This window comes from Cutibacterium sp. KBN10P07758 (assembly GCF_050286205.1).
Classification (GTDB): Bacteria; Actinomycetota; Actinomycetes; order Propionibacteriales; family Propionibacteriaceae; genus Cutibacterium; species Cutibacterium acnes.
The window spans coordinates 669,914-694,814 of record NZ_JBNNQV010000001.1 but is presented as its reverse complement, the minus strand read 5'-3'; the positions used below and the strand labels follow the sequence as shown (position 1 = coordinate 694,814).

Below are 24,901 nucleotides of genomic sequence, written 5' to 3'. Positions count from 1 at the left end.
GTCGGGAATTGCCGAGGAGTAACCACAACGTGGCCCAGAATTGGTGGGATAGCCGATGGCAACGTCACCACGGCTCATCCTTTCCCCCTCAGCCGAGCACGAGCGAGCACAAGAAACTCACGACAAGCGCTGCGCCGACACAGACAGGCAGGCCGACGGCGAACTCACGGTGGAACATGTCGTCCCTCTCGTCCTTGTCGGTGAATCCCAGAACCATGGCTCCGCCGGCCGAGAATGGCGAGATACCGGTGGCCAGACCACCGATCGTCGTGCTCGTGTACAGGAGCACCGGGCTCATGCCGGTCGCCCTCGCGAGGGTCGCCACGACTGGGAACAGAGCCGGGGCGACAACCCCGACGAAGCTGCCGCCGAACATGTTCAAAACTGCCGCCAGGAAGCACAGAACAACGGGGATGAGCAGTCTCGGGGTGTGTCCAACCCACCCAGCAAGCAACGAGATCGTGCCCGCCTTGACAGCTATCGAGACGAGCATGCCCATCCCACCGATCATGATGAGGGTCGACCACGGTACGTGTAAGAGCGACTCTTTCTCCTCACCGACCCTCATAAGCGCACAGACAACGGCGAAGAGGATAGCGAAGAGCGAGACATCGACCCGCGAGTTCACCCAGGTCACGGCCGAGTTGTGCGGCATACAAAGATGGAGGATCGGCGGCACGAGAAGAATGACGACGAAAACCCCGATGAGCCACACATTCGTGCGCTGACGTCGGTCCAGTGGTATGGGTTCGGCAAAGGTCACTTTTTGAGCCATCATTCCGTCGCGTTTGCGTTGATGCGAGGAGATGAAGAGCATCGTCAGGATAATGAAGAAAGTCATGACGAGGTAGACGACGAAGATCGTCGTCGAGACCACGAAAGCCTCGTTTGAGCTAAACTTCTCGCCAGTGATGAGGTTACGGAAAATCACCCCGTTGAGGCCGACCATAAGGTTCGACCCCACCTGCCCCCGCAGTCGGCGCACAACGCACCAACGAGCGGGTTGATCCCGATCTTGCGACACACGAGGAGAGCAATGGGCGCCATAAGCACCATGACGGCGTAGTACCCGGCACCCAAGGCCGAAATGAGCACGGACACGAGGAAGATCATGACCGGGAGCATGACTGGAGCCGCACGGAATCTATAGAGCAACCCGTTGGCGATCTCCGCGAGCGTGCCGTTGGCCATCGCAAATCCGAAGAACAACGAGATCGCGAGGATGGCAAAGAAGATGTGGCTCGGCCACAGGTCGATGACGTCGGACGGCTTTATATGCATGAAAAACGCGCCGATGATGTAGGCGAACGGAATCGCGACGAGACCGATGTTGATCTTCCGAACGCGGCCGATGGCTATCGATACGGCAAGTGCTAGTCCAATGGTGAGACTAATCATCTGCGCTCCTCTCCCTTGAAGGCGGGTGTCACAAGCCCCGTCCGGACCCGAGTCAGAAGTCCCCGATGACGTCACAAGTTCGCGAACCGGGTGGACACGAACTCCTCGTCATCGTGAATTCGTGCAACACTCACCCTGAGACTTGCACCTTTACCCCTCATAATTCCACAGAATCCGTCTCATAGCGCAGATATTCAGACTTTCCGTCCTCGTGACCGGAGCCACCCGCGGCATCAAAGTACGCACTGCGAGCACTCACCCACGCCCTACGCGAAAAGGAACGCGGCGTAGTCCAGGTGACCTCCATTCACCCCAGCCACGTCGACGCGGCGCCTCAATCAACGCATAGCAACCCAGCGGCCCTCTTCGGCCTCAAATCTCACTTGATGGCATATACAAGACTCATTCAGCTCATCTATTGTCATGCCGCCGACGCCCCAGAGGTACGGTCGTACGACCCCAGGCACCTTCAACCAAATCATCACGGGGACAATATCGCGACCAATGCGATCAACTCGCCGCACGTACGACCGGAAGTCTTGCCACGAGAACGCATAACACAAATTACCCAGTTGACACCGTATATAATTTTTGATATGATTACGCGTCGATTTGACGATTTCGAAGGAAAAGGAGAAAAGAAAAGAAAGCCCTCAACCAATCGTTTCACATAATTTTTCGTTTCACATAATTTTTCCAAGACAACCAAAACAAAAGGATCATCTAACCACATGAAACAAAGGTTTAAATCCCCCACGACCGCAGTATTGACCGGAGTGCTCATTGCCGGGTCTGCGCTTTTACTGCCCCCGCTCCCCGCGAAGGCTGACGCAGTAAATGAAATTCATGCGAAGGCTGGAGATCAAGCCTCGGTGTCACTGACCGCATACGCAGATTCCCCCTTCTACAAGAAACTCCCAAGTTACGTCAGCGACTCACTGAGGGACGGCCTCTTCTATTACACGGGATATTATCTCGAAGATGGAGCAGCTGCGGGGCTTGCTAATCTAACGGCGCTCCACCCGACGGACACACAAGATAACTCTCATACACTAGATGGCGATCCAGTACTGGCGTACTGCATTGAGAAGAATTCGCTTCAGGAGCGGTACCATCAGGACACTGGTACTCTCACCAAGTGGAGTGAACTGAAACCACATTACAACGATAATCTCACCAACGCGCTCCCCAAGATTGGGTGGATTGCGAAAAACGGCTACCCTAGCAAAGCTCTTGACGAGTTAGAGAAGCAAGCTAACGCCGCCAATGGGAACGATGATGCAACAGGATCCGATCACAGGGATGCCGTAACCGCCACCCAGGCGGCAATATGGCACTTCAGTGACGATTTCACCCTGAAAAGCGATGACATCACCGAATATGAAAATGGTAGGCTGATATCCGTTCCCGACAGTGCAAAGAAGCACATATCGAGTCTTTATAATTATTTGATCAAAAAGGCTGTTCCTGTCTCAGATCCGTTGGACTCAACGTCCGACGCACGGGGGACCTCAGATTTCGCCGGTGCAGCCCTGAGCCTTGAGGCAGGGCAGCGGGGACATCAAGATCGCATCATTGTTCCCATTCAGCCAATAAGCCCGGCCCCAACCCCGACACCAACCCCGACACCAACCCCGACGCCGACACCAACCCCGACGCCGACACCAACCCCGACGCCGACACCAACCCCGACGCCGACACCAACCCCGACGCCGACACCAACCCCGACGCCGACACCAACCCCGACGCCGACACCAACCCCGACGGTTGATGTGAAAGTGACCACCACCGCCGACCAGACCGCCGAGGTGGGCAAGCCCTTCGGCGATACCGCCCACATCACCGGCACGGTCCCCGAAGGCGCCCACATCACGTTCAAGCTGTCCCACAAGGGGCTACTACCGAACATGTGCGGCGACTCGGTTATCACGACCAAGCCCGTCGCGGTTCCGGCCGGCAACCACATCCAGCCCATCGACATCGCCTCTCCCAAGGTGACCGTCGGGCAGGCTGGCACCTACTACTGGGTGGAGACCCTCACCGATAGCAACGGCAAGGTGCTCGCCCAGGGCAAGTGCGGTGAACACGCCGAAACCACCACGGTCACCGCACCAGTGGTTCCGACACCAACCCCGACCATGATTCCGGTCGGCCCCAGCCACCCAGGGCTAATGCCTCACACGGGTGTGTGATCCCACGGTGATGGCCCCATAACGGCCATCACCCCGTAACACGGCGGGGGCGCCCACCATCACAGGTGGACGCCCCCGCCGTTTCGCACCTCGTTCATCCACGATCCTCGACACGAGCGTGCACCGGCCGCGTCAGTTCGTCACCCTTCCATGGCGCACGTCCCGCCCCCCGCAAGCACGCACAATCACCCGCCCGCTGCTTATATCCAGTCCTCCCTACGGAACACCAAATACAGGAGGACACTCGACGCAACGACCAGCACCGCAGAGATCCATAGCCCCAAGGGTCGTCCATCACCCAAAAAGGGCACATTCTGACCAAACCACCCGGTAACAAAGGTCGGTACCGCAATGATGGCCGCCCAACCCGCCAGCTTCTTCATGACGATGTTGAGCTTGGCATCCTGGATGGAAAGATTCGTCTCGAAAATCGTCGCCACCAGGTCCCGCAGGGAGTCGGACCACTCTGACACCCGCATGGAGTGATCGTAAAGATCATTGAAATAAGGCTCAAGGACACGCGGAACAGCAACAGCTTCCCTACTCGGACGACAAATCGTCGAGACGATCTCGCGCATCGGAAGCACGATCCGACGAAACTGCACCAGCTCCTTGCGCAGCCGGTAAACCCGAAGTTGCACCTGCTGGGTATCGATGGAGTCGTCGAAGAGCTGGTCCTCTACGTCTTCAACCACGTCGTCGAGATGCTGAACGGTATCGAAATGGCCGTCAACAAGGACATCGAGAATAGCGTGGACGATACCCATCGGCCCATTCGAGACGAGGTCCGGGTTCGCGTCGAGGCGGTTGAGTACCTCCGCGATCTCTGGCAGATCGTTGCGATGAACGCTAACGACGCCGTGCCCGAACACCCACACCGAAACCCGCGAGACGATCAAACGACTGTTGGGATCATCGGTCTCACCAATGGTCGCGGCGTAGGTCGTGAGGAAGAGATGGTCAGGATAGCGAGTAACCTTCGGGCGCTCACCGGGAGCCTCGGCATCCTCAACAGTGTGAAAGTCCAGATTAAGCTCATCGGCCAAGATGTCGATGTCCTCACGGTCAGGAGCGGTGAGATCGTACCAGCTAAGCGTCCTGGTATCGGAGAGTTCCTCGTTTAGGGTCTCCAAAGGCACCGACTCTGCGATGACCTTGCCGTACTGCCACACTCGGGAGGAGAATTGGGAAAGGCTCATCGGACCTCCTGGATGTCTGGGCTCACCATGTCCGAACTCATGATGACGGTATCGGCAGGATTGAGCGCGGTCTCGATGCGCCGACGGTGACGCGGCACCATCGGGGGCAGCTGGTCGATGCTGAAGAACCCGGTATGGCTGGACTCGTCGTCATCGACCATGGGCTCACCGCTCACCCACCGACACAAGAAGTCGTGGTCGAGGAACTGGCACTGATCGCCATTGGGATAGGTGACGGGGGCAGCCACGTTAACCCGAACTAGTCGGACGACCTCTGCTACTACCCCTGTCTCTTCGTGGATCTCGCGAAGGATGGCCTCATCGGGCCTCTCCCCCGGCTCTATAATTCCGCAGACCGGCGTCCATTGCCCGTCATCGGCCCGCTGCACCAACAGCACCTGAGGCCCCCGAGGGCCATCACGCACCACGACAGCACTACTGCCGGCCAACCATAATGGCGCATGACCAATATGACGTCTCAGGTCCAGGATGAACTGTGGTGTCGCCATGACGGTCAGGCTAGCGGCCTCGCGCGTCGTCTCCGATTACCCACAACGACTACCCCACCTATTTATGGCAAAGCTAGTCAGCAAGATTCCCACTGCCATCCATGCAACCAGAACGAGATTTTCCAGGGCTCCCACATCAACGTCGCTACACGGTGGCGAGGGGAAGAAGAGATGGACAATGACCATGCGACGTACGTCAACCCCTTAGACTCGCCGTGAGGGCGTCCCGTCCCCAAAAGCCGATCGGAGGAACTGTGGATAGGACCATCAAGCGGGTACTCGTCGCGAACCGCGGTGAGATCGCGGTACGCATCATCCGTGCCGCCAAGGACGTCGGCATCACCAGCGTGGCCGTCTACGCAGACTCCGACTCTGAGGGGCTGTTCGTCAAACTCGCCGATGAGGCCTTCGCTCTCAACGGCGTCACCCCTGCCCAGACTTACCTCGACGTCGACAAGATCCTCGACGTCGCCCGCCGCGCTGAGGTCGACGCTATTCACCCTGGTTACGGATTCCTCTCCGAAAACGCCGACTTCGCCCAGGCCGTCATCGACGCTGGATTCCTATGGATCGGCCCACCGCCACATGCCATCCGCGTCCTGGGCGACAAGGTACAGGCCCGCCACATCGCCCAAAAAGTTGGTGCGCCACTCGTCCCGGGCACCGCTGATCCAGTCGATGATCCCGAGGAGGTCGTCCAATTCGCGAAAGAACACGGCCTGCCGCTTGCTATTAAAGCGGCCTTCGGCGGCGGTGGACGCGGCCTCAAAGTCGCCCACTCGATGGACGACATCACCCCACTCTACGAATCAGCTGTTCGTGAAGCCGTCACCGCGTTCGGACGTGGGGAATGTTTCGTCGAGCGCTACCTGGACAAGCCGCGTCACGTCGAGACCCAGTGCATCGCCGACCACTACGGTACCGTGCAGATCATCTCTACCCGCGACTGCTCCCTGCAACGTCGTCACCAGAAGCTCGTCGAGGAGGCCCCGGCACCTTTCCTCAGTGACGAGCAACTGACCCGTCTCTACGAGTCCTCCCGCGCCATCCTCAAGGAGGCCGAATATGTCGGCGCCGCAACCTGCGAATTCCTCGTCGGTCAAGACGGAACAATCAGCTTCCTCGAGGTCAATACCCGGCTGCAGGTAGAGCACCCTGTTTCTGAAGAAGTGGCCGGAGTCGACCTGGTGCAAATGATGTTCCATGTCGCCCAAGGCGGTCACCTGACGCCCGAGGACCCACAGCTGCGCGGTCACTCCTTCGAGTTCCGCATCAACGCTGAGGACCCCGGAATGGGGTTCATGCCAGCTTCCGGAACCCTCACCTCTTGGCAGCCACCGTACGGCCCTGGCGTCCGCATGGACGAGGGATACCATTCCGGCATGACGGTGCCGGGTGCCTTCGACTCCCTCATCGGCAAGCTCATCATCACTGGTGATAGCCGTGAGCAAGCCCTGGCTCGAGCTGCCCGCGCCCTCGACGAAATCGTCATCGACGGCATGCCGACGGTCATTCCCTTTCACCAGGCGGTGGTTCACGACCCGGCTTTCACTGCCGCCGACGGCTGCTTCGGCGTCTTTACCGACTGGATCGAAACCGAGTTCGACAACAAGATCGAGCCATACACCGGGTCTCTGGGCGAGTCTGCCAATTCCGAGCCTCCTCGTGAGGTCGTCGTCGAGGTCAACGGTAAACGCGTTGAGGTGCGTATCCCCGCCTCCTTGCACGGCGCTCGTCAGGTCCCCAGCACCAAATCTCACCGACCTACCCGTCGCAACCGCGCCGGTCGCCGCGCCGCAGCGACCGGCAACTCTGTGGCCTGCCCGATGCAGGGAACAATCATCAAGGTTAATGTCGTAGAGGGAGAAGAGGTCAACGAAGGCGACCAGATCGTCGTCATGGAGGCCATGAAGATGGAGCAGCCTATCGCTGCCCATCGCAGCGGCATTGTTCGCAACCTCAACGCCATGGTCGGCTCAACGGTCTCCTCAGGTGAGGTCGTGTGTGAAATTATTGATGAGTGAGGGTCAGAACATGGTTTCGCTTGTGAGTGTCGCTTCGAGGCGGCATTCTGGTCATCATGTCCGGTAACCTCCTGCTGTTCCTCCTCTTCTTTGTGGGGCTCGTGGCGACGACAACATCACTTATGCGTGCCCAGCGTCAGTCCCGCGAGTTGGAGGCTCAGCGGGCGAAAGCCATTCAGGCCAAGGTCTCCCAGATGCGGCAGGAAACAGAAGAGGACGTCACCACCTTCGGCGAGGCCTTACGAGACCTCGACATGGAAATGGTTGGCAAGGATATATCGGCTGACGGTCGCAAGGACTGGAATATGGCCCTTGATTGCTATGACCGCGCCAAGACACTGATGGCCCAGGACAAGAGCACCCGCTCGATCCCGCTCGTAACTGAAACCCTCGAGGAGGGGCGGCACGCCATCGCCTGCGTGCAAGCTCGCGCTAACGGTGAGCCGATCCCCGAGGTGCGTCCACCGTGTTTCTTTGATCCGGCACATGGCCCGTCGACGACTGACGTCATGTATTCGCCCGACGGCGGGGTGGCGCGCAAGGTTCCCGCATGCGCCGCCGATGCCCAGCGCGTTCAACAGGGTCGTTCCCCATGGATTCGTACCGTCGACGTCAATGGCGCCCAGCTGCCTTACTGGCAGGCGGGCCCCGACTATGCCCCGTGGGTACAGGGATACTACCGCCGCTACGAATCTGACCCCGTCATCAGCGGCCTCGCTGTTGGCGGTCTTGGCCTAGTCGGGCTGGGTCTATTCTCTGCTCTCTTTGACGATTTCTGATCCGCCCGGATACTCGCGCCCCGGGGCTACGGGCGAATTCACGCGACGAAGGTCTGCAACCGGCGTGCCGCCTCCGAAACCGATCCCGATAGGGATGGATAGACGGTGAAGTCATGCTGAAAAGCGTCGACGGGTATGCGTTCGGCTACTGCTACCGAAATGGGATGGATGAGCTCGCTAGCCCGCGGTGAGACGACCACTCCGCCAATGATGTTGCCAGTCGCTGGACGGCAGAAAAGCTTGACGAAACCGTCGTGAAGCCCCTGCATTTTGGCACGCGGGTTCGTCGACAAGTCCAGCCGAGTCGACCTTGCCTGCACCTTCCCGGAATCGACGTCAGTTTGCGTCACACCAACTGTGGCAATCTCGGGAGAGGTAAAAACGTTGGAACACACCAAGGACAAGTCCAGCGGTTGGAGTGCCTGACCCAGCGCGTGCCACACCGCAATGCGTCCCTGCATCGCTGCCACAGACGCCAGGGCGAAGACGCCGGTGCAGTCTCCGGCAGCATAGATACCCGGAACGTTGGTACGCGAAACTTTGTCGACGGTGATGTGGCCGCGCGGACCAACAGCTACACCGACCTCTTCCAAACCGAGATCAGCGCTGTTGGGGGTCGACCCGACTGCCATCAGGACGTGGGATCCACGAACAGTCCGGCCGTCCTCCAGCCCGACCACGACTCCGTCCCCGTCGCGGATCGCGGACACTGCGCGGGAGCGCGACAAGATCTCCATGCCGCGAGACTCGAAGACCTGCTGCAACACCTGGGCCGCGTCGGGGTCTTCGCCGGGGAGAACCTGATCGCGTGACGACACCAGCGTTACTGGGCATCCCAACGAATCGTAGGCCGACGCGAACTCCGCACCAGTGACGCCAGATCCCACCACGATGAGGTGTTCGGGTACCTCCCGCATCGAGTACACCTGTTTCCAGGTAAGGATGCGCTCCCCGTCACAGCGAGCCGCGGGCAGCTCGCGCGGAGTGGTCCCGGTGGCTAGCAGCACAATGTCGGCGTCGATTGTCTCATCGTCATTGATAACAACCCGATGCAGGTGACCAGGAGCACCTGTCGCCAACCGCGCCCGCCCGCTGATCAGCCGCACTCCTTTGCGCTCCAGTCCGCGGCTAATGTCGTCAGACTGGGCTTGAGCAAGCTGACGCACCCGAGAGTTAACGGCGTCGAGGTCAACCTCGAACGTCTCGGTGTGACGTAATCCGAGCTCAGCTGCGCGGCGCAAGGTCGATGTGACCTCCGCAGTGGCGATGAGGGTTTTCGACGGGACGCAGTCGGTGAGGACAGCAGCTCCTCCGATACCAGTTTCCTCAACGACAGTGACTTCAACGCCACCAGCTGCTGCAACGCTGGCGGCCTCGTATCCTCCAGGCCCTGCCCCAATGATCACCATAGACGTCATGGCGGCATTCTTTCAGTCGCGACGGCTCATCTGTCGACATCGAGAGAAATCTCCGGTGTGAGGAAACCCTCGATTCATCACGCATTTCGACACTGAACACCCCAAACGGCTATCCCAGCTGACGAAAATCGCAGCACATGGCCAGGGCTGGCACTCCCGAAACAGCGAAAACCTCTAGGGTTAACCCCATGACGTCACCGGAGTTCACCGATCCCCAGGCCATCGCCCGCAATGCTGCCGATGCCATCCGTTCCCGCCTATCTCTGACCAGCGTCGACATGGGCCTCGTCCTTGGTTCAGGATGGTCTGCTGGAGTTGATCGCCTGGGCACGACTCTTGGGAGGATCCCGCTGAGTGAACTGCCCGGATTCTTTGCACCTGTTGTTGCCGGACACGGCGGCGACCTCGTAGCCGTGGCCCTGCCCAGCGGAAAGACCGCCGTTGTGCTCACTGGCCGCACTCATTTTTATGAAGGCCGTGGGGTCGAGCCGGTGGTCCACGGAGTGCGCACTGTCGCCGCGCTGGGTGCCACCACGATGATCCTCACGAATGGTTGCGGCGGATTAGACCCGTCGTGGGGCCCGGGAACCATCGTCGCTATTCGTGACCACATCAACCTCACCGGTGCCACCCCGCTGCGCGGCGCCACTTTCATTGATATGTCGACGGCGTGGACCCCACGCCTGCTGGAGGTCACCGAGAGGGTTGCCCCTGGCACTCCAACCGGTGTTTACGCTCAGTTCCGCGGCCCCCAGTACGAGACCCCAGCTGAGGTTCGCATGGCTCGCACCATCGGCGCCGACCTTGTGGGAATGTCAACCGCCCTTGAGGCCATTGCCGCCCGCGAAGCCGGTCTCGACCTACTTGGGCTGTCCCTGGTCACCAACCATGCAGCCGGGGTCACTGATGCCCCACTTGACCATGCCGAAGTTATCGCTGCTGGCAAGCAGGCCGCCCCTCGACTAGCTAGCCTTCTCGCCGATATCACGGCTGCCATCTGATCCATCCCACAGCCCATCGAGGAACCATGACCACCACCCGCCCTGAAAGGCTTAGCCCCGAACTCGTCGCAGAAGTTCAGTCCTGGCTCGACCAAGACCCCGACGAGGCCACGCGCACCGAACTGTCCGATTTGCTCGTCCGCGCCCAGTCTGGTGAAGCTGAAGCCATCGCAGCGGTGAAGTCGGCCTTCGCCGGACCATTGACCTTCGGCACCGCTGGTCTACGCGCGGCACTCGGTCCCGGCCCGTCCCGCATGAACCGAGTCGTTGTCCAGCGTGCCGCTGCCGGTTTCGCTTCCTGGTTGCGCTCCCACAGCAGCCGAGGAGGGACCGTCGTCATCGGTTTCGACGCTCGTCACAATTCTGACGTCTTCGCCCGCGATACCGCCGAGATCATGGCCGGGGCAGGTTTCCACGCCCTGCTGGCCGACTCCCCCATTCCGACCCCGGTGACGGCTTTCGCTATCAAGCATTATGGGGCAGTCGCCGGTATCATGGTGACGGCCTCCCACAATCCTCCCGCTGATAACGGGTACAAGGTCTATCTGGGGGACGGTTCCCAGATCGTTCCACCCACCGACGCCGAGATTGCCCACGAAATCGAGGTCGTGTCTGAAGAGCCCGTGGGTGCGATTGCTCGCGGTGACGACATTGAGTTCATCGGCGACGAGCTCATTGATGCCTATGTCTGTCGCGCCGCCAAGCTGACTACGGCCAATCCCGACGTCACCTGGGTTTATACCGCCATGCACGGGGTCGGAACACGGGTCGTGCGTCGTCTCGTTGAGAAGGCTGGCTTACCCGAATTTATCGGGGTGACCGAGCAGCTCAATCCAGACCCGGATTTCCCGACTGTAGCCTTCCCGAACCCCGAGGAGCCCGGCGCCATCGATCTGGCCATTGCTCAAGCCCGCAAGCACGACGCCGACGTCGTTATCGCCTCTGACCCCGACGCCGACCGCTGCGCCGTAGCAGCCGTTATTGACGGGGACTGGCGGATGCTTACCGGCGACGAACTGGGCACTCTTCTTGGTGACGATGCCCTGCGTCGTGGTCTCGACGGTGTTTACGCCAACTCGGTGGTTTCATCGACCTGTCTGGGACGGATGGCTAAGGCTGCCGGACGCAAGCACCACATGACTTTGACCGGGTTCAAGTGGATCGGCCGTGTACCTGGACTCGTCTTCGGCTATGAGGAAGCCATTGGTTACTGCTGCGATCCTTCCCACGTACCCGACAAGGACGGCATCACCGCCTTGGCAACGATCCTGCGTCTGGTCGGTGAACTCAAGGCCTCCGGCACCACCATCGCCGAACGTCTCGACGAAATCTGGGCCGCCCATGGTCTACACCGCACTTCCCAGCTCGCGGTGCGCGTCACCACCATGTCGATCATCTCCCAGGCCATGGACCGCTTGCGCAACCAGCCCCCCGCAACCCTGCTAGGTGATCGCGTCGATGTCTGCGACCTCGACGATCCCAGCAATGGGTCCGGGCTACCACAGCAGAACGCGATCGAGCTGACCGGACCTCGCGTTCACGTTGTCACTCGTCCCTCAGGCACCGAGCCGAAGCTCAAGTGCTACCTCGAGGTACGCGCAACCCCAGCGGAATCGGCCGCCGATCTGTCAGCCACCAAGGCCCGTCTTGACGCAGACATGACGACCCTACGAGACGAGATGTCCCAGGCTCTCGGAATCTGAGCGTCCCTGCGACCCGGACGATGCGTCCTCGTCAGTAATGACGGGGACGCACGAATGTGTCGGCCTCCCGGCATGCCATAGCGGTGGCCTCAACATGCTTCTTCTTGCCTGTCGGCGTCATCGGCAACTTGTCAACGAAGCGGTAGGCGCGAGGTCGTTTGAACCGGGCCAGGTCCTCACTAGCCAGGCAGTGAGCCTCCAGCTCATCAGCTGTCACTGCAGCAGCGTCAGGATCGGCCACCACGTAGGCAACGACCAGCTGCCCCCATTCCGGATCAGGCAGACCCACCACGATCGACTCCAGGACGCTCGGGTGGGATTCCAGCACGGACTCCACCTGGGTTGGGAACACGTTCTCACCACCGCTGATAATCATCTCGTCTTTACGTCCGACGATGGTGACGAACTCATGCTCGTCCCAAGTCGCGAGGTCACCCGGGTAGAACCATCCGGCATGGAACTTCGGATCCTTCGAGCCAGTCTCGCCGGAGTAGGACATACCGCACTTGGGACTGCGCATCGCGACCTCACCGACCTCAACGCCGTCCTTGGCGGCCAGCTCGTCGGGCTCAGCGATACGGTCGTCAAAAACCTTGACCACCTCGACGTCGTCATCAGTGCTGGCCCGACCAGCTGTACCAGCCATTCCCGGCAGATCGAAGGGACGCAGGAAGGTGTTCCAGAAGGTCTCAGTGGTGCCGTACCCGTTCGAGATATTGGGGGTGAGAACCTCCATATACCGCCGGGCCGAACCGGCGTCGAGTGGAGATCCCATAGTGACGATGCCCTTCAATCCCGACAGGTCACGCGCATTTTTCTCCTGGGCGCGGGCCAGACGCTCCAGGGCCGTCGGTGCGCCGATGAGGAAGGTGATTTGGTAACGGCCCACCCAGTCGAGCACGGTGTCGGCGTCGAACTCGCGCATCGGCACCACTGATCCCCCGACGTAGAAGGTGGGGTTAGGACCGCCAGAGTGCAGGCCACCACGGTGGAACCACGGGGTCATGTTAAGGGTGCGGTCTTGTGGAGTGAGCGGGAAATGCATGATGACATCGTGCGCACTCATGACCTCCACGAAGGACGGCAGCGGGACACCTTTCGGCAGGCCGGTCGTCCCTGAGGTGTAGAGACGGATGACCTCGTCGTAGGTGCTGAGATTCGACGGACGATCCGGGGCCCTTCCATCGGCCTGGGACAAAGCGGTGTCGAAGTCGACGGCGCCGTCGGGCAGGTCCGGTGAGGTGCCAGCCGGAGCCACCTGGATGAGCGAGGGTGTCGGGGTCTCGCGCTCCGGAGCGACCTCCTCAAGTGCCGGCAGCACTCGAGAAGTGACCTCGGCATCGTAGACCAGCACCTTGGGGCGGGCATCACGCAGGGCACAGGCCAACTCGCCGGGAGCGAGCCGACAGTTGAGGACAGTTCCCACCGCCCCCAGACGGTGAGCGGCAAGATAGCAGATCGCGAACTGCGAGGTGTTGAACAGTTCGAAGGCGAACGTGTCCCCGGGACCGACACCATGCTGGGAGAGCACGACGGCGAAGCGTTCGACGTCGGCGGCCAGTTCGCGATAGGTCCAGCTGCGATCGGCCACCGGGTCGATCATGGCGGGTGAGTCGCCGAATCGGTGCAGGTTACGCTCCAGCCCTGCCACGTAGGTGAAGTTGTGTTCAACGTATGCGCGCAGCGGCTGCGAATCAAAGCCCATGAAAGAAACCTCTCTGCCAACGTTTAGACGTAATCGCCACGTTACGCCGGTCACGGTCAGCTTCTCAGCGTGGTGGGTGATAAGTGACGCTGGCCTTTGTTTATCGCCCAACCGCGCCGACTCACGCCCGAGGGCTGAGGAGGCTCCCATGGAGCCATGAGAGCATCAGACATTGTGATGCTTGGATGCCCCGCTTTTTCGCAAGGGCCGAGTCGGCGTACGTTCCGGATACGTTCCCGATAGACTCGGCAGCCGTGGCGCGCACGATCATCCTATTGGCAGGACCCTCTGGATCCGGGAAATCCCGTCTCACTCATATGGCGGATTTACCCGAGCTACGCCTCGACGACTTCTACCGAGATCACGACGAACCCGGACTACCCATGGTGCGCGACATGGTCGACTGGGACGACGTCTCCTCCTGGAATCTTCCGGTCGCTGTCGAAGCCCTCGGAGAACTCGCCACCACAGGGCATACCGTCGTCCCTTGCTATGACATCTCACGGTCGCGAGCCGACGGCAACCACGTCGTCGAGGTTGGGGACGCACGGGCAGTCGTTGCGGAGGGAATTTTTGCCCCCGACTTGCTGGAGCCATGTCTGCAGGCGGGCCTCAACGTGCTACCGATCTGGTTGGACCGACCTCGCTGGCTGAACTTTGCCCGGCGTCTCGTCCGAGATTTGCGACAGCACCGTAAGTCTCCACCCGTGCTGATCCGTCGCGGTCTCACTTTATGTCAGGCTGAACCGGCTCTGCGGTCACGAGCGATCGTCATGGGATTTCAGCCTATGAGTATGAGGCGAGCAAGTACCACTGTCGCCGCTCTGATGGGCTGAACGTAGGAGAGGTTTTCAACCTTTTGGTCGATGCCGATGGACCATCGCCTTCGTAATGTCGACAAGTCGAAAGGAATGCCGTGTCAGACGCCAGCTCCGCCGCCACTGCGGCCCAGCCCTTCCCCGGGCGCTGGAAAGCCCTCGCCATCCTCGCCGCAGGGCTCTCCCTCATCATCTTGGATGGCACAATCGTCGGTGTTGCCCTACCGACGATGATTTCGGCCCTCAACCTGAACCTCACCGACGCTCAGTGGGTCAACGCCATATACAACGTCATCTTCGCTGCTCTCCTACTCGGAGCCGGTCGCCTCGGCGACCGAATCGGGCGCCGCACCACCTTCGCGACTGGCGTGGTCCTCTTCGTCGGAGGGTCTCTGCTGGCCGCGACGGCGTCGGGCCCTGGCTCCCTCATCGCCTCGCGTACCGTCCAGGGTGTGGGAGGCGCGCTTGTGTTGCCGTCCACCCTGTCATCAGTGAACTCGCTCTTCCAGGGCAAGGATCGCGCCGCCGCTTTCGGCATCTGGGGCGCCGTCATGAGTGGCATGGCAGCCCTCGGCCCACTGCTGGGCGGAGTCTTGACTGAATACGCGTCATGGCGTTGGATCTTCTGGGTCAACCTTCCGTTGGGACTGCTGGTACTGGCTGGAATTGCCGCATGGGTGCCACAGACTCGCGGCAAACCTGCTGACAAAGGCGTCGACGTCGACGGTGTGCTCACCTCAGCCATCGGCTTTGGCCTGCTCATCTTTGGGCTCATTGAGGCCACCACCCTGGGATGGTGGGATAAGAAAGAAACCTTCAAAATATTCGGGTGGGAATGGCCGGCCAGTTGGTCGATGTCCCCCGTGCCGTGGGCGATCGCTATCGGCCTGGTTTTCATCATGCTATTCATCGCCTGGGAGCATCACCGCGCCAAGGTCGGCCGCGACGCCCTACTCGACCTGACTCTGTTCCGGGTAGGGACGTTCTCCTGGGGTAATCTCACTGCCGCCACGGTGGCCATCGGCGAGTTTTCCCTCACATTCGTGCTACCGCTGTTCCTAGTGAACTCGCTTGGTCTCTCGACGGTGCGTACTGGCATCGTGCTCGCCGCAATGGCCTTGGGAGCATTCTTCTCCGGGGCGTCGGCACGTCACCTAGCCGCGAGGATGGGTGCCACCGGGGTGGTGGTCCTCGGGCTGGCCCTCGAGGTCATCGGCGTCGGGTTGCTGGCCTGGGTCGTCGGTATGCAGGGATCCACCTGGCTGAGTGTTCTTACTCTCATTGTCTACGGTGTTGGGCTCGGCCTGGCCTCGGCCCAACTGACCTCGACGGTGTTGCACGACATTCCTGCCGACCAGTCCGGGGCAGGATCGGCCACCCAATCGACGGTGCGTCAGCTGGGTTCGGCCCTCGGCGCCGCCATCGCCGGGACAGCGCTGGGATCGGCCATGAACCACACCATTCCCGACGCGGTGGCCTCGATTAGCGCAGTACCGACCAGAGTCCTCGACAAGCTCGTTCACACCACTGAGGACTCAGCCGGTTCGGCCATTCCAGGACTTCGCAATGCGTCCCCCAATAGCCCCTTCCTTCGCCCGCTCGGTGAATCCCGCGGTGCCGTCATCAGCAGTCTCGAGACCGGTTTCGCTCACGCAGCAGCGTGGTCGATCGGGTTGTCGTCGCTGTTTCTGGTTATCGGTCTGCTCGGGGCGATCATGGTGAGGTACGAGGCACGCAGGCAGGTCGGCTAGCAGCTCCATAACGGTACCGCCACAGGAGAACAGCTCCTATTCCCAAGTATCTTGCATTCATTTACACCGAAACGTTCCAGTAAATGCAGCAGGCACACTGATCGATTTCCCTCGAGCTGCTGGCGGTCCCAACACATTGCCTCAATTGACAGCACCACTGCCCGACGTCACTTCAACCAAACCCTACCGACGCCGCTGTAGAGGATCGCCAGTGTCGCAGGTGGGAACTATTCTGACGCCAGTCGCTTTCCGCGGATAGGGAAGCAAGAGGGTTAAAGCGGAGGTACAAATGGCGTTGCAGAAATGGCCCAACCGAGGCGCGAGCAACGCCACACCGGCAGACTTCATGTCGACCCGGAGGACTCAGCGTCGGTCCTTCTTCGTCCCCTCCCCCTCGCAGATCGCCGAGCCGAGTTTCGTCGCGGTGGACTTCGAGACAGCCAACCGAATGGGCGGAGTATCGGCCTGCCAGGTGGCCATGGTGAAGGTGCTTGACGGACAGATCGTCGACAGGTTAAACACCCTGATCCGTCCGCCCAAAGGGTGGGACTCGTTTGAGTTCACCTATCTGCATGGCATCTCAGCAGCCGACGTCGCGGACGCCCCCGGCTGGATCAACATTGCCGACACCGTCTCCCACTTTGTGGATGGGGCGACCGTATACGCCCACAACGCCGCTTTCGACTCCCGGGTGTGGCGACAGCTCGACGAGCACTTCGGCACCACCACCCTGCCCGCACCGTTCTTCTGCTCTTACCGGACAGCGCAGCGCCTCATCCCGGGGTTACCCAACTACAAGCTCCCCACGGTGCTTCACGCTTGTGCCCCGAACTACCAGCTCAACCATCATCGAGCCGACTCCGACGCCGAAGCCTGCGCCCTCATCGTCTGCGAGTTACAGAGACGGGCGCAGACAAGCTGACTTACTGCGGGTTGACCGGGGCCCATTGCGGACCGGTCTGGGCGAGCTTAGCGTCAAGCTTCCGGAAGATGGGCGAAGGTTTGGACAGCGGAGTACCTACCGCGATTTCATGACGGCCCCATGACGCCTGCTCGGTGGCGTAATCCCCCATGAGGATCGGTGCCCCATCGGTCTCAATGAGCTCAGGCTGGGCCGCCCACACACCCTCGCCACCAAGGGCCTCATAAATCTTCTGCGCCGAATGAGGCATGAACGGGGTCATCATGGTGTTAACGTCACTCACGACCTGCAAAGCCACATGCAGCACGGTGTCACGGCGCTCAGGGTTGTCCTTGAGTTTCCAGGGTTCCTCAGCAGAGATATAGGCATTAGCTAGCCCAACGATCCTCATCGCCTCAGTAATGGCAGCCTTGAATCTGGCGTGGGCAAGCAACCCGCCCACGGTGTCAAACCCAGTAGCAGCGGCATCCAGCAACTCACGGTCAGCGTCTGTCAGCTCACCAGCAGCCGGAATCTCGTGGCAATTCTTGAACGCCATCGAAATCGACCTGTTAACGAGGTTGCCCCACTCGTTGGCGAGCTCAAAATTCACCCGGCGGACAAACTCTTCCCAGGTGAAATCAGTGTCCTGATTCTCCGGACCGGCAACCGCGATGAAGTAGCGCAGGGCGTCGGGGCCGAACTCATGGAGGAAGTCTCCGACAAAAATGGTGGCGCCACGAGAGTTCGACACCTTTGAACCACTCATCGTCAGAAACTCGCTGGAAACAATCTCGGTGGGAAGGTTAAGGGTTCCAAGTTCCTCGGATGGCTCGCCACCCTTATCACCACGTCCATTTGTACCCAGCAGGATGCCGGGCCAAATAACCGAGTGGAACACAATGTTGTCCTTACCCATGAAGTAGTACGAACGGGCATCCTCGTCATTCCAGAACTCACGCCACGCATCAGGCCTACCAATACGGCGCGCCCACTCAATCGAGGCAGACAGGTATCCGATGACAGCGTCGAACCACACGTAGATCGACTTCATCGGGTTGTCCTGCCAGCCTTCTACTGGCACGCGAATGCCCCAGTCGAGATCGCGGGTAATAGCGCGCGGACGCAACTCCTCAAGCAGGTTGTGGGAAAACTTCAAGACATTGGGACGCCAATCGGTGCGAGTGTCAATCCACGACGCCAACGACTCGGCCAGGGCAGGAAGGTCGAGAAAGAAGTGCTCGGTCTCGCGAAACTCGGGAGCGGCCCCTGTGGTCTTTGATCTGGGGTCGATAAGGTCGGCCGGGTCGAGCTGACGGCCACAGTTATCGCACTGGTCACCGCGGGCATCGTCGTATCCACACACCGGACAGGTGCCCTCAATGTAACGGTCCGGAAGGGTACGTCCGGTCGATGGCTCGAACGCCCCCATCTCGGACCTCTTGACGACGTAGCCGTTTTCGTGGAGGCGAGTAAAGATCTCCTGGGTGACGTCAGCGTGGTTGTCGGTCAGCGTCGACGTGTACAGATCGTAGGACAACCCGAGCCCCTGCAAGCCTGCCGCGATGATGCGGTGATACTTCTCAGCGCACTCTTGAGCCGTCACGCCCTCCTGATCAGCCTTGACTGAAATAGCGGTGCCATGACAATCCGAGCCGGAAACCATGAGGACTCGGTGACCCGACATTCGCATGTACCGGGCAAAGACGTCAGAGGGGACACCGAATCCGGAAACATGGCCGATATGTCGAGGCCCATTAGCGTAAGGCCACGCGACGGCGGCAAGAACGTTGGCACACATAAGGTTAACTCTATCGGTAGCCGGCATCGAGGACGTCAGTGATTGAAGCAGCCTAGGCCGATGCTAAGTACCGATCGAGGTCATCGTGATTCATGACCCGAGCAACTTTTCAGCGCACCGGGGTGATTTGGTGGAATCTCAACTGCCAGCCCCTATCTGGGTCGCGATGCCATAGCGAAACCCGCACGCTTACCCGTGATCCTGCCCGTGCCCGCCACCGCAGCAGGACATCCTGTGGGCCGATCCTTACCATTCCGAGAATCTCAATACTGGCCCTCACCTCGGGGACCGGCATGTCGGCCAAGGCCCGGCCTCGCGTCCACAGTCGGCCATTCCCGTCATGTTCGATGAAGTCAGGGGCGGCAAGCTCCTCCAGAGCGCTGCGATGGGCGATCGCATCGGTCTCCAGGAAGCGGCGCTCCTTGTCGGTGAGGATGCCGATAAGCTCCTGGTCAGGGGTGGCAGGGCGCTCGGGTAGATCAAACAACCGCTCTTGCTCATCACCGTTCCCAGGTCTCGGCACATCCTCTTGCGGCTGCGGATCGCGGTCGACCCTGCCGAACCCAGGCCCGTGATCGACTGGGGTGCCGTCGCGGAAGGCCGTGGCGGCAGCGCGAGCACGCTGATCGGCAGCCTCGTTCATAGCATGGCCAGCGTGCCCTTTCACCCACTCAAAGGTGACGTCACGGCCGTCGAGCTCTTCATCAATGGGCTCGAGGAGGTCCCGGTTGAGTACAGGCTTGCCGTCACGTTTGCGCCATCCTTTACGTTTCCATCCCGGAATCCACTTCGTGCAGCAGTTAATGGCGTACTGAGAGTCACACAAAATCGTCAGTGGCTCGTCGGCGTCACGAGTGGCGCGCAACACGTCGAGAACAGCCTTGAGCTCGCCCATGTTATTCGTACCGCGTGGCCAGCCGCCGGCAGCCCAGGTGTCGTCGTCGATATACCAGGCCCAGCCGGCTGGCCCCGGATTGTTGAGGGAGGACCCGTCAGCTGCGGCCACTATCATGACTTCTCCTGCTGGTTGGCGACACGATCAAGGTTGTCGACGCCGAAGGCCTGCGGTAGCACCTCGGTCATCGTTTGCACCCCGGCTGGGGTGTCGATGAGCATCGTCGGGCCACCATGTTCCCACAGCAGTTGGCGACAACGCCCACACGGCATGATCGTCTCACCCATAGCGTCCACGCAGCAGAAGGCGAGAAGGTGCCCACCACCCCCGGCCACGAGGTCACTGATAAGCCCGCACTCTGCACACAAGGTGACGCCATAACCAGCGTTTTCCACATTGCATCCGACGACGACGCGACCATCCTCGGCAAGCCCGGCTGCTCCCACTGGGAAGTGGGAGTACGGCACGTAAGCTCGTTTCGTCAGTTCGTGAGCTCGACAGCGTAACGCGTCCCAGTCGACGTCCACGTCACTCCTTGATGTAAGGGGTGCCATCGGAGGCAGGTGCCCTCACCTTGCCAACCAGACCAGCCACAGCGACGATCGTCGCAATGTATGGCAATATGAGCAGGAACTGCGAGGGCATCGGGGCGCTGATCGTCGACAGCTCGGTGGACAGCTGGGTTACGAAGCTGAAAAACAGCGCCATGACGGCGGCTAAACCTGGACGCCAACGACCCATGATGAGAGCGGCAAGAGCGATGAAGCCGTTACCCACCGTGATGTCCTTCGAAAACGACCCGACGGTACCAATCGTGAAGTAAGCGCCACCCAGGCCAGCAAAAACGCCACCGACGAGCACTGCAGACCAGCGCACTCCAGCAACCGAGATACCCACAGTGTCAGCGGCCTCGGGATGCTCGCCAACAGACCGGACCCGCAGCCCCCACTTAGTGCGCCACAGCAGGAACCACACCAGCGGAATGCAGAGGAACCCGATATATACCAGCACAGTCTGGTCGAAGAAAATCGGGCCAAAGAACGGAATCTTCGACAGCCCCGGGATCGCGACTGCTTCCATGATCGGTGCCGTGTTGTATTCCTCGGCGTTCGGAGAAAGCAACTGGGTGTAGAAGAAGCCCGTTAGACCAGATGCAAAAAGGTTGACGACCACGCCCATAACGACTTGGTCGACAAAATATTTGATGGTAAAGACAGCCAGCAACGCGGCAGTCAGCACAGACGCAACGATCCCTACAACAATGGCGGCAAAAATAGACTTCGTTATGGATCCGACGAGGGCTGCCGCAAAGGCTGCCGTGAGCATCTCGCCCTCGATAGCGACGTTGACGACGCCAGCACGCTCACACATGACGCCGCACAGCGCGCCGAGGACCAGCGGAGTGGCCACAGACAAGGTGCCCTGAAGTTGGCCTGCGACCTGGAACGGCAAGCCACGTCCAGCAGCGGCCCAGCTCAGGAACCCGACGATGATGGCGATTCCGGCAACGACACCGGCAGTAACCGTGAGAGTGTGACGGCTGCGCCCCATAAAGAAAGCCCCAGCCGCCAGTAAACACGCGATAGCGCTGACGAGCACAACTGGGAACCCAGACACACTCATAGTGCCCAATTCCTTCCCGGCGAGGGCGTCAGTAAAGGCGAAGTGTGCTTCGCCTGACGTTTTGGTCACCAGGATGAACAGCACCAACGCCATGATGCCGATGAGTACACCCGTGGATAGTCGATGCGTACGGGCCTCACGCGATTCCACCTGTTCAAACTCCAGTTCCCTATCGAGGGCCTCACTGGCTTCAGCGGGGAGCTCGATACCGATCTTGGTGATATCAGAGGTGGTGGGCCGGGGAAAACGCGATGTTGGGCTCATGCCAGGGCTCCCTTCGTGGTGGTGTCGGCTGGGACCGGCCCACGGTCACGTTTCTTAGTGCGCTTTTCTCTGCGCGTTTTGAGGAAGGGCAGGATCGTCTTGACCAGCATCGGAGCGGCCACAAACATGACGATCACCGCCTGGATGACCCGAACGAGGTCCAAGGAGGTCTGGGTCATGGCCTGCATACGCAAACCGCCCTGGTTCATAGCGCCCCAGAACAGACCAGCGAGAACGATGCCGAGCGGCTTAGAACGACCCAACAGAGCCACCGTGATGGCGTCGAAGCCGATGGTTCCGACCAGGCCGATAGACAGCTGAGTTGGAGTGGCACCAGAGATCGGACCCAAAGCCACCTCGACACCGGCCATACCGGCCAAGCCGCCGGAGATAATCATCGTCCACGCGATAATGGAGTTGGTATTCATACCAGCGGTAGCCGAGGCATTCGGATTGGATCCGACCGCACGGATCTGGAAGCCCAAAGGAGTTCGATCAAGCAACCACCAGGTGCCCACGGCAAGTAGCAGGGCCAGGAAGAATCCGAGGTGCAACTGAGATCCGGCCATCCGCGGGAACGTGGCGTTCCAGTCGACAATAGGGGCGATCGGGTCGGTACGGCCAGGCATCTGAAAGGCCTTGGTCGTCAGCAACCAAGCCAGCAGACCACCAGCAATGTAGTTAAGCATGATCGTCACGATGACCTCGTTGGCACCAGCGCGGGCCTTGAGGATGCCAGCGATGCCACCCCAGATCGCTCCGCCAATGAATCCGGCAATCACTGCAAAGAGCAGGTGAACCGGCAGCGGCAGCGAGTGGAAATTAAACCCAACCCAAGCGGCCAATGTTGCTCCGGCAATCGCCTGGCCCTGACCACCAATATTAAACAGGCCAGCCTTGAAACCCAGACCAATGGCAAGGCCGCCACAAATGAGGGGAGCCGACTGGGCCGTCGTCGCAGTAAGAGCCTGCCAGGATCCGAAAGCTCCCTGGAACAGGGCCGCGTAGGCCGAAGAAATCTGAGCCCACGAGTCACTCAAAGCGTCAGGACGAGAGAAGAGGTAGCTCCACTCCTTGTTGATCGCGGGATCGGCGGCCACCATAACGATGGCCGAGACGATGAAAGCCAGCACAAACGCTGCGACCGTCACCCACAGATCATTCCAGGGGAAGGAACGGTGCGAGGTAGCCTCAGTCTGGGAAGCGGTAGCTGCCGTCGGAGAGGTGGCCTCTTTCGACGCAGCGGGCTTCAAGGATTCAGTGCTCATTCCGAGACCTCCTTGTGTCCCTTGGCGACGCTGTCACACGCCTCGTCATAACTGAATCCGGCCATCATGAGGCCGAGAACATCGCGGGGAGTTCCCGCCGGCGCGATGCCGACGATGCGACCGCGGTACATCACCGCAATGCGGTCCGATAGCGCCTCGATTTCGTCAAGCTCAGTGGAGACGATGAGCACCGCTGTGCCGTTGTCACGCTCCTCGACTACCCGCTTGTGCAAGAACTCGATAGCACCGACGTCGACACCGCGGGTGGGCTGAGAAGCCACCAGAACACTCAACGAACGCGAAAGTTCGCGCGCCAACACGACCTTCTGCTGGTTACCACCCGACAATGAAGACACCGGCAACGAAGCCGACGGGGTACGAATGTCGAACTCCTCGACACGGTCACGTGCATTGTCAGCGATCCGCCTGAGCTGAAGGTTACCGTGCTTGGAGTACGCGCCAACCTGATTCAGCACGAGGTTCTCAGCGATGGAGAACTCGCCAACAAAACCGTCCCGCTGACGATCCTCAGGCACGAATCCGAGTCCGGCCTCAATAACCTTGGCGGGGGCCGCGCCCGTGGTGTCCTTGCCATCAATGCGGATCGTTCCCGACGTCGGCTTAATGAGTCCAAGCAGGGAGGAAGCGAGTTCCGTCTGACCATTACCCTGCACTCCGGCGACGCCGAGAATCTCACCCCCCGCAACGGACAATGACACGCCGTCGACAACGACTGAGCCGCGGTCGTCAGCCACGGTGAGGTCCTTGATGTCCAGGCGAGAACCGGTCGGCTTAGCCTCGTCCTTATCGACGACGAGCTTGACGGCCCGTCCCACCATCATCTCAGCAAGTTCAGCCTCGGACTGGTCCGCGCTGGCCTTGCCTACGATGCGGCCACGTCGGACCACAGTGATGTCGTCAGCGATGGCGCGAACCTCACGCAGCTTGTGGGTAATGAAAACGATGGCCCGGCCCTCGTCACGCAAGGTCTTCATAACAGCCATGAGCTCGTCGATTTCCTGCGGGGTAAGCACAGCAGTGGGTTCGTCAAAGATGAGGTACTGAGCGTCGTTGGCTAGGGACTTCAGGATCTCGACACGCTGCTGGACGCCAACCGGCAGGTTCTCGATGACCGAGTCTGGATTGACGTCAAAGTGGTAGCGATCAGACAATTCGCGCACCTTTGCGCGAGCCCGTCGCATCGACAGGATGCCAGCGGTCGATTCTTCCCGCCCCAACGCAATGTTCTCAGCCACCGTGAATACGTTGACGAGCATGAAGTGTTGGTGAACCATTCCAATACCGGCCGCCATGGCCTGCTTGGAATTATCGAAGTGTTGCTCCACCCCGTCGATGTAGACCTGCCCTTCATCGGAAGGCAGCAAGCCGTACAGAATGTTCATCAGGGTTGACTTGCCGGCACCGTTTTCACCGAGCAAGCAGTGGATTCGCCCGGGAACGATGTCGAGGTCAATGTGGTCGTTGGCCGTGAGGGTCCCGAATCTCTTCGTGACGCCGCGCAGGCTCAGCCCATCTTTGAGGGGTGCATTGTCACCGGGTGGGGCGACGGTGGTGTTGGTGGTCACGGGGCAGATCCTTCCACGTCTGGTCCCTGATGTCGCGTGCGCCGACGACGCGCCGACCTCCACAGG

At 60.3% G+C, this 24,901-nt stretch carries 21 protein-coding genes and 1 pseudogene; 10 read left to right on the top strand and 12 right to left on the bottom strand.

Annotation, left to right across the window (positions count from 1 at the left end):
• Positions 1-88: 88 nt before the first annotated feature.
• Both ACOYO3_RS03420 and ACOYO3_RS03415 read right to left on the bottom strand, forming a co-directional pair.
• Positions 89-949 (bottom strand): SLC13 family permease, encoded by an 861-nt coding sequence (locus ACOYO3_RS03420; protein ID WP_002514714.1) that lies wholly within the window; start codon positions 947-949, stop codon positions 89-91.
• Positions 928-1,398, bottom strand: coding sequence for a Na+/H+ antiporter NhaC family protein (locus ACOYO3_RS03415; RefSeq protein WP_002514715.1), 471 nt, complete (start codon positions 1,396-1,398; stop codon positions 928-930). Before ACOYO3_RS03415 ends, ACOYO3_RS03420 begins: the two co-directional genes overlap by 22 nt.
• A 227-nt stretch (positions 1,399-1,625) precedes the next feature.
• On the opposite strand from ACOYO3_RS03415, the pseudogene ACOYO3_RS03410 reads away from it, so the two are divergent.
• Positions 1,626-1,736 (top strand): annotated as a pseudogene (locus ACOYO3_RS03410) (short chain dehydrogenase); the annotation flags it as partial.
• A 393-nt stretch (positions 1,737-2,129) separates the two neighbouring features.
• On the top strand, positions 2,130-3,590 hold the full coding sequence (locus tag ACOYO3_RS03405) for a thioester domain-containing protein (RefSeq protein WP_427305762.1): 1,461 nt from the start codon (positions 2,130-2,132) through the stop codon (positions 3,588-3,590).
• Positions 3,591-3,790: 200 nt separating this feature from the next.
• On the opposite strand, the gene ACOYO3_RS03400 is transcribed toward ACOYO3_RS03405, so the two are convergent.
• Entirely contained in the window at positions 3,791-4,789 is a 999-nt protein-coding gene (locus tag ACOYO3_RS03400) for a magnesium transporter CorA family protein (protein ID WP_002525113.1), read from the bottom strand.
• Entirely contained in the window at positions 4,786-5,298 is a 513-nt protein-coding gene (locus ACOYO3_RS03395; protein WP_002516550.1) for an NUDIX hydrolase, read from the bottom strand. Before ACOYO3_RS03395 ends, ACOYO3_RS03400 begins: the two co-directional genes overlap by 4 nt.
• On the opposite strand from ACOYO3_RS03395, the gene ACOYO3_RS03390 reads away from it, so the two are divergent.
• The 3 genes from ACOYO3_RS03390 to ACOYO3_RS03380 are packed head-to-tail and all read left to right on the top strand — an operon-like array spanning position 5,260 to position 8,101.
• Positions 5,260-5,517 (top strand): hypothetical protein, encoded by a 258-nt coding sequence (locus tag ACOYO3_RS03390; protein WP_002517673.1) that lies wholly within the window; start codon positions 5,260-5,262, stop codon positions 5,515-5,517. The two genes, ACOYO3_RS03395 and ACOYO3_RS03390, sit on opposite strands and share 39 nt — an antisense overlap.
• A gap of 35 nt (positions 5,518-5,552) precedes the next feature.
• Positions 5,553-7,322: an acetyl/propionyl/methylcrotonyl-CoA carboxylase subunit alpha gene (locus tag ACOYO3_RS03385; protein ID WP_002525676.1), complete on the top strand. Its 1,770-nt coding sequence runs from the start codon at positions 5,553-5,555 to the stop codon at positions 7,320-7,322.
• 56 nt (positions 7,323-7,378) lie between these two features.
• Complete coding sequence (locus ACOYO3_RS03380) at positions 7,379-8,101, top strand: hypothetical protein (RefSeq protein ID WP_002519601.1); 723 nt, start codon at positions 7,379-7,381, stop codon at positions 8,099-8,101.
• A gap of 38 nt (positions 8,102-8,139) precedes the next feature.
• Here the strand turns inward: ACOYO3_RS03380 and ACOYO3_RS03375 are convergent, their stop codons facing one another.
• Positions 8,140-9,519, bottom strand: a complete 1,380-nt coding sequence (locus ACOYO3_RS03375) for an NAD(P)H-quinone dehydrogenase (RefSeq protein ID WP_002525116.1) — start codon at positions 9,517-9,519, stop codon at positions 8,140-8,142.
• Between the two features lie 188 nt (positions 9,520-9,707).
• Here ACOYO3_RS03375 and ACOYO3_RS03370 point away from each other — a divergent pair, with 188 nt between their 5' ends.
• Both ACOYO3_RS03370 and ACOYO3_RS03365 read left to right on the top strand, forming a co-directional pair.
• Entirely contained in the window at positions 9,708-10,520 is an 813-nt protein-coding gene (locus ACOYO3_RS03370) for a purine-nucleoside phosphorylase (protein ID WP_002519602.1), read from the top strand.
• Positions 10,521-10,546: 26 nt separating this feature from the next.
• Positions 10,547-12,223: a phospho-sugar mutase gene (locus ACOYO3_RS03365; RefSeq protein WP_002516528.1), complete on the top strand. Its 1,677-nt coding sequence runs from the start codon at positions 10,547-10,549 to the stop codon at positions 12,221-12,223.
• A 31-nt stretch (positions 12,224-12,254) separates the two neighbouring features.
• On the opposite strand, the gene ACOYO3_RS03360 is transcribed toward ACOYO3_RS03365, so the two are convergent.
• A complete protein-coding gene (locus ACOYO3_RS03360) occupies positions 12,255-14,078 on the bottom strand; it encodes a class I adenylate-forming enzyme family protein (RefSeq protein ID WP_002519603.1) in 1,824 nt (607 codons plus the stop codon).
• 35 nt (positions 14,079-14,113) lie between these two features.
• Here ACOYO3_RS03360 and ACOYO3_RS03355 point away from each other — a divergent pair, with 35 nt between their 5' ends.
• The 3 genes from ACOYO3_RS03355 (at position 14,114) to ACOYO3_RS03345 (ending at position 17,419) form a co-directional block, all read left to right on the top strand.
• Positions 14,114-14,764, top strand: coding sequence for a uridine kinase family protein (locus tag ACOYO3_RS03355; protein ID WP_002519604.1), 651 nt, complete (start codon positions 14,114-14,116; stop codon positions 14,762-14,764).
• An 80-nt stretch (positions 14,765-14,844) separates the two neighbouring features.
• On the top strand, positions 14,845-16,497 hold the full coding sequence (locus ACOYO3_RS03350; protein WP_002525118.1) for an MFS transporter: 1,653 nt from the start codon (positions 14,845-14,847) through the stop codon (positions 16,495-16,497).
• A gap of 289 nt (positions 16,498-16,786) precedes the next feature.
• Positions 16,787-17,419: a 3'-5' exonuclease gene (locus ACOYO3_RS03345; RefSeq protein WP_002516003.1), complete on the top strand. Its 633-nt coding sequence runs from the start codon at positions 16,787-16,789 to the stop codon at positions 17,417-17,419.
• Position 17,420: 1 nt separating this feature from the next.
• Here the strand turns inward: ACOYO3_RS03345 and metG are convergent, their stop codons facing one another.
• The 6 genes from metG to ACOYO3_RS03315 all read right to left on the bottom strand — a co-directional run bounded on the left by metG (position 17,421) and on the right by ACOYO3_RS03315 (position 24,835).
• The gene (metG, locus tag ACOYO3_RS03340) at positions 17,421-19,226 is read right to left on the bottom strand and encodes a methionine--tRNA ligase (protein ID WP_002516002.1); all 1,806 of its coding nucleotides are present in this window, start codon (positions 19,224-19,226) and stop codon (positions 17,421-17,423) included.
• Positions 19,227-19,308: 82 nt separating this feature from the next.
• Positions 19,309-20,211 (bottom strand): RNase H family protein, encoded by a 903-nt coding sequence (locus ACOYO3_RS03335; protein WP_002515996.1) that lies wholly within the window; start codon positions 20,209-20,211, stop codon positions 19,309-19,311.
• The gene (locus ACOYO3_RS03330) at positions 20,208-20,621 is read right to left on the bottom strand and encodes a cytidine deaminase (RefSeq protein ID WP_002514731.1); all 414 of its coding nucleotides are present in this window, start codon (positions 20,619-20,621) and stop codon (positions 20,208-20,210) included. Before ACOYO3_RS03330 ends, ACOYO3_RS03335 begins: the two co-directional genes overlap by 4 nt.
• A gap of 1 nt (position 20,622) precedes the next feature.
• A complete protein-coding gene (locus ACOYO3_RS03325; protein WP_002517660.1) occupies positions 20,623-21,981 on the bottom strand; it encodes an ABC transporter permease in 1,359 nt (452 codons plus the stop codon).
• Positions 21,978-23,249: an ABC transporter permease gene (locus tag ACOYO3_RS03320; protein WP_002516083.1), complete on the bottom strand. Its 1,272-nt coding sequence runs from the start codon at positions 23,247-23,249 to the stop codon at positions 21,978-21,980. The genes ACOYO3_RS03325 and ACOYO3_RS03320 overlap by 4 nt, the downstream gene beginning before the upstream one ends.
• Positions 23,246-24,835, bottom strand: a complete 1,590-nt coding sequence (locus tag ACOYO3_RS03315; protein ID WP_002516055.1) for an ABC transporter ATP-binding protein — start codon at positions 24,833-24,835, stop codon at positions 23,246-23,248. Before ACOYO3_RS03315 ends, ACOYO3_RS03320 begins: the two co-directional genes overlap by 4 nt.
• Positions 24,836-24,901 lie beyond the last annotated feature (66 nt).